The organism is Mycobacterium sp. TY814, from assembly GCF_030755175.1.
Classification (GTDB): domain Bacteria; phylum Actinomycetota; class Actinomycetes; order Mycobacteriales; family Mycobacteriaceae; genus Mycobacterium.
On record NZ_JAUFRY010000001.1, the window covers coordinates 2,831,063 to 2,843,320 of the forward strand.

The following is a 12,258-nucleotide window of genomic DNA, read 5'->3' on the forward strand; positions in this document are numbered from 1 at the left end:
CCCCCGTTCCAAGGAGGGCACAGGAGGGCACGTTGAAGACTTACCTGTCCCTGGGCGTCTTCTACGCGTGTCTGTGGCCGGTGGTCGCCGAGGAAACGTGAACGCCGGGCCGCGGCGTCGTTCGCCCGACCCAAGGAGTTCACACGGCGGAAACCCGTGATCGCCGCGCGACTATATAGCCTGCCCCCATCCTCGAACACATTGATCCCTTCATCGGCACCGCCGCGACGCAGCTACCGCCGCCGCGGGACCTCGCTGCGACCTGGTGGTGGCCGAAGCCGCAGGTGGGCAACACCCACCCCGGAGCGGTCTCCCCGTTCGGCATGGTGTCCGCCTGCGCGTACTCCGGTGCCTACCCGACCGGTTACGGCCGGTACCCCAAGATCACCGAGGGACTGCCGACGGAGATCTTTGCCGAGACCCAGGCGTCGGGGTTCACGCACTTCCAGCAGTCCGGCACAGGGGCGATTCGCAAGTACTACAACTACGCCCGAGTGACGCCGATGCTGGACCCGCTGGACAACCTCGGGACCGCGTGGGCGCTCCACGCCGAGACGTCGTCGCCCGGGTACTACGCGGCGACCCTCGACAACGGCATCCGGTGCGAGATCACCGTGGGGGACAAGGTGGCGGTTCACCGCTACACGTTCCCCGAGCACCGCAACGCCCGCGTCGTGCTCGACCTCTCGTGCGGCGGCTTGGTGATCGAGCACGGTCGGACGGTGCCGCTGCGCGCGCAGGTCGAGAACCTTGGCCGCGGCAAGGCGCAGGGCACCGTGGTGATGGAGGGGGTGCCGCTCTCGGTCGCCGTCGAGGTCGAGGCCCCCGGTTGGCGCCAGATGCTCTGGCACGACAAGCGACTGATCGAAGGGGGCACCCGGCTCGACTTCGACTACATCCGCCCGACCACCCTGCGGCCGTTCGGGCTGTTGTTCATGGGGCCGGCCCAGGCGGGGACCGTGATCGAGGTCCGGATCGGGTTCTCCCTGCGCGGCACCGAGCAGGCAACCGACAACCTGCGCACCGAGTGCGATAGCGGCAAGCACGCCTTCAGCGTCGTCCGCGCCCGGACCCGGAAGAAGTGGAAGGAACACCTCGACCTGATCCAGGTCGAAGGTGGCTCCGAGGCGCGCCGTCAGGTCTTCGGGACCGCGCTCTACCACTCCCTGATCAAGCCCTGTTTCGGTGACGACGAGTCCCCGTTCTGGCCCAACAGCGGGCCGTTCGCGTTCGACGTCTGCACCATGTGGGACATCTACAAGACCCAGATCCCGCTGCTCATGGCGATCGTGCCGGAACGGGCCGCGGACCTCCTGGAGTCGTTGATCCGGGTCTGCGAGGAAGAGGGCAACTTCCCGGTCGGCTACCGGATGGCCCGCGGGGCGGACCGGTTCTTCCGGCAGGCGAGCGCGTTGGCCCACACCGCGCTTGCCGACGCGCAGGAATTGAACCTGCGGGAGATCGACTGGAGTTGGGCCCTGGTCCACATGGTCGACGACCTGCGGCGGATGTACGGCGAGGACTTCATTGAGAAGGGCATCGTCCACCCCATCACCCACACCCTCGACCTCGCCTACGCCCACTACTGCACCGCCAAGGTCGCCCGCGCGGTCGGGGACACCCGGCTCGCCGTGGAGTCCGAGGAGCGTAGCGCGGGTTGGGTGAACGCGTTCGACGCCTCGAACGGCCTGTTGAAGGACTCGGAGTACTACGAGGGCGGTAAGTGGAACTACTCGTTCCGGTTGATGCACGACATGGCCGGGCGGATCGCTCTTGCCGGCGGGGACGAGGCCTTCGTCGGCATGCTCGACGCCTTCTTCGGCTACTGCGCCGAACCGGTGACCCAGCCGGGCATCGAACCGAAGCCCGCCGAGATGGAGTTCGGCTACGCGCTCAACCGGTTCGAGGGATTGAACAACGAACCGGACATGGAGGCCCCGTGGGCCTACCACTATGCCGGCCGACCCGACCGGACGGCCGAGGTGGTGCACGCGGCGCTGACGTGGCAGTTCGGCACCGGCCCCGGTGGCCTGCCCGGTAACGACGACAGCGGCGGCCTATCCGCCTGGTACGTGTGGGCGTCGCTGGGGCTCTTCCCAGTGGCCGGCCAAGGTCTCTTTTTGGTGAACACTCCGGCTTTCGAGCGTTCTCGCTTACTGATCCGGGGCAAAGATTTGACCATCACGACCAGTGGATTCGTCGAGCAGCCGATCGGGTCCGACGGCATCGACTCGACTCCACCGGTGCAGTACGTGCAAGCCGCAACGTTCAACGGCACACCGCTTCACGGAACCTACATCTCTGCCGAGGAGCTGCACGCAGCAGGAACGCTGCACATCGAGCTGGGTCCGGAACCCAGTTCGTGGGGCCGGTCGGAGAGACCTCCGTCGGCCCGTGGTCCCGTCCCAACGACCCAGGGGGCACCATGAAGCGTCCTTTTCGTCGTCTCGTCATCATCGTCCGAGCCGACCCGGTCATCTGCGGCCACAGCGGCGAGGCCCGTAACCTCGCCGAGGTCGCGCTGAAGCGCGGGTTCGACGACGTTCGACTGTTGACGTGGCCGATTCCCGTATTGGAAGCTGCGGGACTCCCGTTGAAACCGTTGGATCGCCTGCAGGAGTACAGTCCCGGCATCACCGTCGAGCGGCCCGAACCGGTCGGTGACTACCGCGTCCCAGACGGTCGCTACCTGGCCGGCCTCACCGGGCGCCTGGTGGAACTGCTCACCGACGGTGTTCCGACGACCTGCCTGTCGATGTACCTGATGCCGCACACCACGGTGGTCGGGGACGCGGTAAGCGCGGCCGCCGCGGCAGGTCTCGACACGGATGTCACCACGATCGCGAAGGCGGTCGGGTCGGATGTCACGAATGTGATTCGCAACTGCCTGCTCGACGGGGCGGTCGGTGCCGCGATCGCGCTGATGGCCCGCTACCTAGGCAGCGACCGGGTCGTCGCCGTGTCGGAATACACGAAGGACGAGATCGTTGCCGCGGCAACTGAACTCGACGAACGCGCCGGGACCCGGTTCGCGCAGGAATGCCGCGATCGGATCGAGACCAGCTACCCGGCGATCGACACCGGGGCGTTCCTCGACCTCGACGAGGACGCCGTCGAGGCGGTCCTGGCCAGTCGAGGGCTCGAGCGCAACGGCTACGTTCTGTTCCTGTCCCGGGTCGCTCGGGCCAAGGGTGTGGACGATCTGATCCACGCCTACCGCGATTCCGCTGCGGCGGAGAAGGTCAAGCTCGTCGTCGCCGGCACCGGACCGCAACTGCAGGAGTACCAGGACCTGGCGGCGGGGGACGATCGCATCGTCTTCCTGAGTGACGTGGACGACGACGAGAAGCCGCTGCTGATGCGCGGCTGCGCGGCCTACGCCCTGCCGACGCGGCCGGAACCGGAGTTCGTCGAGACCTTCGGGATCGCGCTGGCCGAGAAGATGCTCGCGGGCGGTGGCCCCATCATCACCTGCCTGACCGGTGGGACCGGGGAAGCGGTGGGCAACACCGCGTTCATCGTGCCGCACAGCGACCGGGCGGCGCTCGCGGAAACCATCGACCAGGCGATCTCGTTGCCGGAGTCCGAGCGACACGCGATGGAGATGAGAGCGCGGCAGCACGCTCTGACCTTCGATCGGTTCCGGGTCTTCGACGACATGTTCGGGACGAGCGAGGCGCCGGGGTACATCGGGCCGGCCGAGTTGGCGGCTACCGGCACCTGAACGGGCCCCTCCGCCGTCGAGCGGTACACGGCCGCCGCGGCGTGCCCCAGGATCAGGCGTGGATCGAGTCGTTCTCCGAACCACAGCGAGGCCGAGTGGCCGCAATTGCAGACGATCGCCGAGTCGTCGCTGATCGAAGCCCAATTTGCAAGCGCGAGAACGGAATACAATTCCGTGAGGCTGGCCTGAGACGCGCCGCGCAAACCTGGACGGGATCGCGTCCGTGAGGTGCCCGCCGCCAGCGATGCCACCGAATTGGGGGGCAAGTCTCAGCGCGTCGTTAGTGCCGACATGCCACTCGGTCGGCGGGCCGGTCCGCCCAGCATGATTTCGCTGCCGACGATCAACCAGGCGCAGCCGTTGGCACCGACACGTGGGAAACAGCATAAATCGAAGGCCATCCCAGAGTGGTGCCTGTCATCGGTGTAGGAAATGACGCCTTTCGTGAGACAAACCGAGGTGCACTTGCCGTCAGACGATCCACAAAGCGCCTGGTCAGTCGCTGCTGGGGATGTCGACGCGGGTGAGAACCTACACCCCCGCACGTCTATTGCTGCCAGCCGCACCGGTTCCTTCAGCGGACCTCACGACCGCCGCAACTACGCCTGACCCAAACTCGGACGGTAATCAGCCGCCTCGGCCTCGGCAGCAAGCAGTGCACCGAGCTCACCCTCCTGCTGGGCAACAAACACCCCGATCACCTGCCGGCATACCTCCGGCACGCTCACCCCACGCATATCCGCAATACGTTTCAGCCCGAGCAGCATTGTCGTAGACACGTGAAACTGCACAGCGAACTGACCGCACGAACCATCCTCAGGCAGCAACCCCGGACCCACCACCGCAGGGTCATCCACCCCGTACTCGTCCACCTCTGCACGCCGAGCTCGCTCAACAACCCCACCACTGGCGCCGCCACCAACGCCGTCGGCCGGGTCCCGGAACTCCTCATGACTGAACAAACCCATTCCGCCTACGCTAGACCTCGCAGAATTCTCAGGCCGCCAACCCGGCGACGCCGGCCGCGAGAGACCAACACACCACCAACTGCTCCCTCAGCTCAGAAGGGTGCGGCTGCCGCAATATTCGGCGCAATATCCAGCACCAGGAGTGCAGCGGCGACATGGGTTGGGTTGTCTTCCACTTTCACCACGGAGAGTTCGTTGGCGCGTGAGACCCGACGCTCGACAGTGTTGCGGTGGGCGTACAGGTTGGCCGCTGCCCGAGTGGTATTGAAGCCGCACTGCACGTAGGTCAGCAGCGCCTGGCGCAACGCTTCGTCTGCTTCGGCCAACGGTCCGAGAGTTTTGGTGACGAACCGTTGTGCGCTGACTCGGTCCTTGGTGAGGCTGTCGACGAGCTCGACGTCGGCGTACGCCGTAAAGCGCCGGTCGGATCCGAGCCGCACCACCAACGACTGGGCCGCCAGGGCGTCCTGGTGGCTAGACCTGAATCCTTCGAGTCCGTGCCCCGGCCTTCCGACCGCCACTTGAATGCCCTTCGCCTGCGCCGCCACCTTCTCGACATAGTGGAGATCCGGAGCGCCGGGCCCTGATAGCCAGACCCAACGCGAGGTAGTACTCGCACGGGCCACCAGGACGCTCCGACCTGCCGAAGCGGAATTCACGGCCGCGACCACCTCGTCCAACGCGCCGGCCTGCTGAGGTTCGTCGGTCCACGCGACGAGGCCGACGTGCGGGCGGTTCATCCGGTATCTCAGGCGGGCCTCCGCAAGATCCTCGGTCATGGGCGCGCCACTGGCGATCAGTTGGATCAGCGCGATCGCGTCGGCATCCGCGTTACCCATCGCGGCCGCAAGGCTGGCCTCGCGCAAGGCTGAGACCGAGTCGATGGCGTACTGCACCAACGACTTCGCCGACACGTCGAGCACGTCCACCAAGACGTCGGAGTTGCCATAGCGTGCCACGCATTCTTCGAGCCATCGGCGCCAGCCGACGTCAAGCGCCACCCGCCATCCGCCGGCGAAATCGGGTGCGATACCGCGGGATACGAGGTCGCGAATGTACGCCGCGATCCTGGGGCCGATGTAGGGCTCGACCCGCTGCCCCGGATGCTGGATGTTCGAGGTAAGCCACTGGACAAGATCGGAGTGGTTGAGGTGGCGGTCCTCCTCGACGAGCGATGCATCCGGGAGCAGCGCAGGTTCGTATTGCACCATGAGGGCGGCTGACGCGATGTCGTCGGTCACGGCGTCCGTGTCCGCCATGAGCTGCTGGCACAGTGACCGGATCGCTTCTGCGACCTCGCGGTTGGGCAGGGCCCACAGTTCCTCCATGTCGACAGTCTCCCCTGATCGCCACCAGTCGGGGAGCCTTACACCGGGGCCGGCTCCTCCACGTTGAGTAGCTGGGTGACCCGCTCGGCGGCCCGCAGACCGGTCAGCACGGCGCCGTTCATGCATCCGGCCCACTCGCCTGCGGTTTCAGTGCCGGCCCAGTGGATGCGCCCGTGGGGTTCGGTGAGGGCGCTGGCGTAGCTCGTCGACGCGTAGGGCGCTACCGCGGGATTCGGTCCGCCAGGGGCGAATGCTTCTGTGCCCCAACAATGGTCGATGTAATCGATGGGGCTGCTCGCTCGGTTGCCGTACAAATCGACCATCTGCTGGATGACGCGGCTGCGTCGAATGTCCGGGCCGAAACCGTCGAATGTGCGGGGGTCGCAAAACGCCATCAAGACGCCCGGCCCCCCATCACCGGGCGACACGTCGAAGGTGATGAACACCGTCCCGGCGTCGATCAGTGCCTCGCCGGAAAGTCCGTCGGTCCGCCAGAACGGCGTCTCATAGGCGACGAACGCCTTGCTGAGCGCGCCCATGCGCCACGTCTTTGTGAGTCCCGCGGCCTTTTCCGGGAGCACGGGTTCGAACGCGATGTCGCCGCGGTGGGCGGGGGCCGTGGTGACGATCGCGTATCGGGCGTTGACTCGCGTCGAGTCGGTGCACACCATAACGCCGTTGTCGTCTTGGGTGATTCGTCGAACGGGCGCATCCACAACCACACTGTCGCCGAGTTTCTCGGCAAGCCGTCTGGCGATCTCTTGCGTGGTTTCGTTGAATCGGTCTTGCTGCTGCCCGCCCTCGACGTCCAGCATGTGGTCGATCCCACCCGCGGCGCGGATGTAGCGCAACACATGAAGTAGCGAGACGTCTTCCGGGCTGGCGCCCCACTGCACCTTGCTGACGATGGTCATCAGCGCACGCGTGCTGGCCCTGGCGCGTTTGCGATCGAGCCACTTGCCGAAAGAGATCGTGTCGAGCTGCGCGGCGTCTGGGGATTCCCAGGCGGCGTCGACGTTGATGGTCGCCACCAGTTTCTTCAAATGCATGCTCATGCGCGCCATGTCCACCATGGCTGCCGGTGAGATCGCGGGAATGTTGGCTTTGTAGGTCTGGCGCCGTCCATCCATCCACAGAACGTTGCGGCCCTGGTTGAACTGACCGCTCGTGGTGCATCCCACGCGCGTGGCGAGGTCGCGGATCGCTGTGTGCCGTCGCGCGACCCATGTCGCGCCCAGGTCGACCTTGACCCCGGCCACCTCACCGGTGAACGATCGGCCACCGACGCGGCTACGGCCTTCGAGGACCATGACCGACCGGCCCATGCTCGTCAGGCGATCTGCGGCACTCAGGCCGGCGAAGCCGGCACCGACGATCACGACATCGACGGATGCGACGTCAGCGCCGTCCTTAGGAAATTTCGACACGGCTTCCTCCTTGGTTGACGCGGTCCGCGTGCTGTGAGACGTACTGGGTAATCGGGCCCACCAGGGCCCTGGGAATGTGATGGCCCATCCCGGGGATGACGACGTGCTGTGCCGATCGGATTGCGCTGACGGTTGCGGTGCCGCCGCTGGGATTCACCATCCGGTCTCGATCGCCGTTGATGACCAGCGTTGGAGCGACGATCCGGCGCACCTGTGCGGTGCGGTCTCCGGAGGACTGGATTGCCTGAATCTGGCGGGCCACGCCGGCGGCCTGGTCGCCGCCGCTGCGATCCCAGCCGCGCGCTGCGACTGCGGCCTCTTCGGCGTCATCGATGGGGTACGCCGATCCGGCGATGTGGCCGGTGATGCGCAGGTGGGCGCGGACCGCTGCGGTTCTGGTTCTCGCCGGCGGGCCCATGAGCAGGCGGATCGTCGACAGAGCCGGTTGGCCGACCTTGCGCGACCCGGTGGTCGAGTAGATGGAGGTCAGGGACAGGACTCGCTGAGGCTCGGTCGCGGCTATCGTCTGCGCGATCATTCCTCCCATCGATCGTCCAACCAGGTGAACGTGAGCGATCCCGAGATGGTTGAGCACACCGACGCAGTCGTCGGCCATGTGCGCCAGCGAGTAACCGTCACTGCGCGGGCAGCCAAGAACCTGACGCCACATTCGGGGTGGCGGCGTTGCGACGAACGTGGACTGACCGACGTCCCGGTTATCCATGATGATGACCCGAAAGCCTTGGGCGACAAACGATCCGACGAAAGTGTCGGTCCAGACGGTCAGATCCTCGCCCAGCCCGGCGATCAGCAGGAGTGTCGGGTCGTGCTGAGCGCCGAAATCGCGGAAACAAATCGTCGTCCCGGACGGTAGGGCAGCGTACTGGTCGCCTGCGTTGTCAGACATGTGCCGGCCGGCTCTGTGCACGCCGCGAAGTCGACTGGCTGGTGCCGAAATCGAGGTTCTCGTCGGCCACCGGACCACGCAGTGCTTTGGCGTCCTCCTGGTAGGACATCGCCATCCGCCAGGGTGCGGCCGGCCCCTGTTTGGGCAAGATCTTCGCGCCACGCTTGGCGTAACCGGATTGGAGATCCATGACTGGCCTGCGGTCCATGCCCGGAAGGGGGATCGGGACCGCCCGGTCGTATCCGTGCGCATCCATGTGCTTGACCAGGTCGATGAAGTACCGGCACATCAGGCTGATCTTCAGGGTCCAGGAAGACGTCGTGTAGCCAATGGCCATCGCCCAGTTCGGGATTCCGCTCAGGAGCATCCCGCGGTAGCAGAACGACTGGGCGATGTCGACCTGCTGCCCGTCGACCATGATCGGCATGCCGTCGAAAAGCTGCATGTTCAGCCCGGTCGCGGTCACGATGATGTCGGCTACCAGCTCCTCGCCCGACGCCAGCACAATTCCGTGCTTGCTGAATTTCACAATGGAGTCAGTGACGACGGAGGCGCTACCGGAGCAGATCGCGTCGAAGAAGTCGCCGTCGGGCGCCGCGCACAGCCGTTGGTCCCATGGGTCGTACGGCGGGTTGAAGTGCTTGTCAACGTCGAACCCCACGGGGAGGCGCCTGATGTTCTCGCGCCGGATCAGCCGCCGCCCCGTCTTCGGAAACGCCCTGAGACCCTTCACGATCGCCCGTTCGACCCAGATGTTCTTGAATCTCGTCGCCGCGTAACCCCGCTTGGCGCCAAGAAGTTTCGTGAGCGCGACAGCGACACGGTCGACGCGGGGAATCGCCATGATATAGGTCGGGGTGCGCTGCAACATCGTCACGTGTTGCGCGGCGGCGGTGCCGGTCAACATCGCCGGCACCATCGTGACTGCGGTTGCGCCGCTGCCGATGATGACGACCCTTTTGCCGCTGTAGTCGAGATTCTCCGGCCAGTGTTGGGGGTGCACCACCAAACCCTCGAAGGCCTCACGTCCCGGAAACTCCGGTGAGTAGCCGTGGTCGTAGCGGTAGTAACCGGTGGCTGCGAAGACCCATCCCGCACGGATGGTCTTCGCGATGGTCAATCCCGTTGCGGGGTCGGTGATTTGAACACTCAGCGTCCACTTCGAGTCCGCTGAGGACCACTCCGCCCGCACGACGCGTTGGTTGAACCGGATGAGGCGCCCCAGGTTGTTCTCGTCAATCGTTTCCTGGAGGTACTCCCGGATCAGGTGCGCGTCGGCGATCGCCGAGTCATGGCGCCACGGCTTGAATTCGTACCCGAAGGTGTGGAGGTCGGAGTCCGAGCGAATACCCGGATACCGGAAGAGGTCCCAGGTGCCGCCAATGTTGTCGCGGCCCTCGAGCACGATCAGGGACTTGTGCGGGAGTTCGCGGCTGAAATACGTTGCCGCACCGATCCCCGAGATTCCCGCTCCGATAACGACGATATCGAATTCTCGGTCGAACTCCTCGACCGGGGTGACTGGATCTGCTGCCATCGCTGCCAACTCCTCGCTGTTCCCTGCTTGGTGCATCGACTCTCGCCAACCGGCGCCCTCGGTCACAACGACAACGCGCACCGGCTTTGAACAGGACTGGTGCAACGTGCACCGGTGCGATCGCCAGGAGAAGCGACGGGTGCAACGTGCACCTCCCATCGCCAAAGCAGGTGCGCGCTGTCGTTGTGACTGCGATTGCGGCTGGCGACAGTTGAGCCAACTGCACTGCGAAAGGAGTCGCGGCAATGAAGGAATACGTCTTCCTCATCGCCAATGTCTGGTTGGTTGTCGTCGGCTATTTCCTCGGGTGGAAATTCATCCGGAATTACGGCAACTACCTGCTCGGCCTGGAATGTTTTGTCGTCGGGATATCAGCCACCAACTTCCTGGTTGGGTCGCTACTCGGTGCAACCGCAGGCATCCCCTTCCAGATTTCGTTCTTCCTCGACGCGTTCTCACGGTCGGTCGGCTTCACGCTCATCCTGGTATTGGGGCTCATGGTGGTTACGCACCGCTACAAGCCGACCATTGCCGTCGAAATCGGCGTCTTCGGACTCGCCGTCGCCGCCGGCCTGTGCCTCCGGAAGTTCCACGACGAGACACTCCACGTCATACCGGCGACGTTCTACGTCGTGGTCAACCTGCTGACCACGGTGTTCCTCACCTACTTCGTCGTGCGGCTCTGGGGCATTGGCGAAAAACGACTGGCCATCTGGGCGGCGTCTGTCACCGCCGCGGCGACCGCCATTGCGATCACCTATGACTTCTTCCCCTTCGCCTTCGACGACGAGAACCGCACGTTCTTCTACACCGCCGCGCTTGCCACGTGGGGAGCCCAGGGCGTCGTCTACTACCTCGCGTACCGCGCGCTGCACGCCCACCTGACGACAGATGTTGAACCGACACAGAAAGTGAGTGCGCTGTCATGACAATCGACGAAGTGGAGTACAGCACCTTCAGCGGCTGGATCGACCCGCCCACCGACGTCCGGCCCGCCCTGATCGGCGACCTCACGTGTGATGTCGCAGTGATCGGTGGCGGTATGGGCGGCATGGCGACGGCACTTCGGCTCGCCGAGCGCCAGCAGGATGTGGTGCTCTTGGAGGCGGAGTTCTGCGGTTACGGGTCCAGCTCCCGCAATGGCGGACAGATCGCGGGCGCGCCGGGTGGGGACCTGCGGCTGCTCAAGCTCTTCTACCCCAACCAGATTCCGGGCATGGTCCGGCTGGCCGACAACGCGGCACAGTTCGCCGAAGGCCTGATCCGGGACCACGACATCGACTGCGATTACGAGCCCAACGGGATGGTGTTCGGCGCAGTGTCGCGCGTCCAGATGCTTCGAGTCCGTGCCTGCGCCGCGATTCTGAGGGGCGCGGGCGGCCGTGGACATGTCGGCACGAGCGAGGAGCTGGGGATTCCTCGCGCGTTCGTCGGGGGGATGCGCGAGGGCGTTGGTGGGATGTTGAATCCCGGCAAGTTGAGCCGCGGTGTCCGGCGTGCGCTGTTGTCGACATCGGCTCGGGTATTCGAGCAGACCAAGGTCACCGATGTCTGGCGAGACGGCGGAAAGGTCGTGATCTCGACCCCTCGTGGCACAGTTCGTGCGAACAAGGTAGTGCTCGCGACGAACGCCTACTCCGGCGAGTGGGACATCACTCCCAAGCGTCTTTCGGTGCCCGCGTGGATCATCGAGGTGGAAACGGAGCCGATCGCGCCGGAGCGCCTCGCCGCACTGGGATGGAGCAGCCGGTCGGGAGTGGTGACGCAACACCAGATCATGGAGAACTACCGCCTCACCGAGCGCAACACCATAGTGTTCGGCGTCCGACGCCTCGAGCGCGGCAAGAAGTACCCGCTCCCGGTGAAGGCGCCCGATCCGGGGCTCGTCAAGGAACTCGCTACCGCTTTCGCGACGCGGTTTCCTTCCCTGGCCGACGTGCGAGTCGCGCGGGCATGGGGAGGCTGGATCGCGATCACCTCGTCCTGGCTTTCGATTGCCGGACAGCTCGGCGACAATGTCTTCTACATGCTCGCGTGCAACGGTCATGGGCTGACCCAGGCGCCGTACGTCGGGTCGCTCATCGCGGACCTGATCGTCGACGGAAAGCGGCACGAGGATCTTCAGGGCATCTGGAAGGACGAGCCCAAGTTTCCTCCCTTCGTGATGCTGGGCCGGCTCGGACTGCGCACCGTCTGGGCGGTGGACCGCCTCTGCGATCTGTTCAACGGCAGCAAACGCAACGCCCGTCGCGCTGCCGCCCGGTGTGCTGAACCTGAGTCGGTGGCTGTTGTCGAAATGTCCACGCCGACAACGCTTCTACCTCCGGCAAACTACCCGCAGTAGTGTTACGGCAAATGGAAACGAGG

At 65.3% G+C, this 12,258-nt stretch carries 9 protein-coding genes; 4 read left to right on the forward strand and 5 right to left on the reverse strand.

Going from position 1 to position 12,258, the window contains the following annotated elements; genetic code table 11:
• Positions 1-212: 212 nt before the first annotated feature.
• Together QXH22_RS12515 and QXH22_RS12520 are read left to right on the forward strand one after the other, a co-directional pair.
• Positions 213-2,429, forward strand: a complete 2,217-nt coding sequence (locus QXH22_RS12515) for a glycoside hydrolase domain-containing protein (protein WP_371934220.1) — start codon at positions 213-215, stop codon at positions 2,427-2,429.
• Complete coding sequence (locus QXH22_RS12520) at positions 2,426-3,724, forward strand: glycosyltransferase (protein ID WP_306275725.1); 1,299 nt, start codon at positions 2,426-2,428, stop codon at positions 3,722-3,724. The genes QXH22_RS12515 and QXH22_RS12520 overlap by 4 nt, the downstream gene beginning before the upstream one ends.
• Before the next feature lie 599 nt (positions 3,725-4,323).
• On the opposite strand, the gene QXH22_RS12525 is transcribed toward QXH22_RS12520, so the two are convergent.
• From QXH22_RS12525 to QXH22_RS12545, 5 genes are all read right to left on the reverse strand, one after another.
• Complete coding sequence (locus QXH22_RS12525) at positions 4,324-4,692, reverse strand: hypothetical protein (RefSeq protein WP_306275727.1); 369 nt, start codon at positions 4,690-4,692, stop codon at positions 4,324-4,326.
• A gap of 92 nt (positions 4,693-4,784) precedes the next feature.
• Entirely contained in the window at positions 4,785-5,933 is a 1,149-nt protein-coding gene (locus QXH22_RS12530; RefSeq protein ID WP_306275728.1) for a CdaR family transcriptional regulator, read from the reverse strand.
• A 125-nt stretch (positions 5,934-6,058) separates the two neighbouring features.
• On the reverse strand, positions 6,059-7,447 hold the full coding sequence (locus QXH22_RS12535; RefSeq protein WP_306275730.1) for a flavin monoamine oxidase family protein: 1,389 nt from the start codon (positions 7,445-7,447) through the stop codon (positions 6,059-6,061).
• The gene (locus tag QXH22_RS12540; protein WP_306275731.1) at positions 7,431-8,354 is read right to left on the reverse strand and encodes an alpha/beta fold hydrolase; all 924 of its coding nucleotides are present in this window, start codon (positions 8,352-8,354) and stop codon (positions 7,431-7,433) included. Before QXH22_RS12540 ends, QXH22_RS12535 begins: the two co-directional genes overlap by 17 nt.
• A complete protein-coding gene (locus QXH22_RS12545; protein ID WP_306275732.1) occupies positions 8,347-9,891 on the reverse strand; it encodes an NAD(P)/FAD-dependent oxidoreductase in 1,545 nt (514 codons plus the stop codon). Before QXH22_RS12545 ends, QXH22_RS12540 begins: the two co-directional genes overlap by 8 nt.
• A gap of 245 nt (positions 9,892-10,136) precedes the next feature.
• On the opposite strand from QXH22_RS12545, the gene QXH22_RS12550 reads away from it, so the two are divergent.
• Both QXH22_RS12550 and QXH22_RS12555 read left to right on the forward strand, forming a co-directional pair.
• Positions 10,137-10,820 carry a transporter gene (locus QXH22_RS12550; RefSeq protein WP_306275734.1) on the forward strand — a complete coding sequence of 228 codons (684 nt, stop codon included), beginning with the start codon at positions 10,137-10,139 and terminating at the stop codon, positions 10,818-10,820.
• The gene (locus QXH22_RS12555) at positions 10,817-12,235 is read left to right on the forward strand and encodes an FAD-binding oxidoreductase (protein ID WP_306275736.1); all 1,419 of its coding nucleotides are present in this window, start codon (positions 10,817-10,819) and stop codon (positions 12,233-12,235) included. Before QXH22_RS12550 ends, QXH22_RS12555 begins: the two co-directional genes overlap by 4 nt.
• Positions 12,236-12,258: the final 23 nt, after the last annotated feature.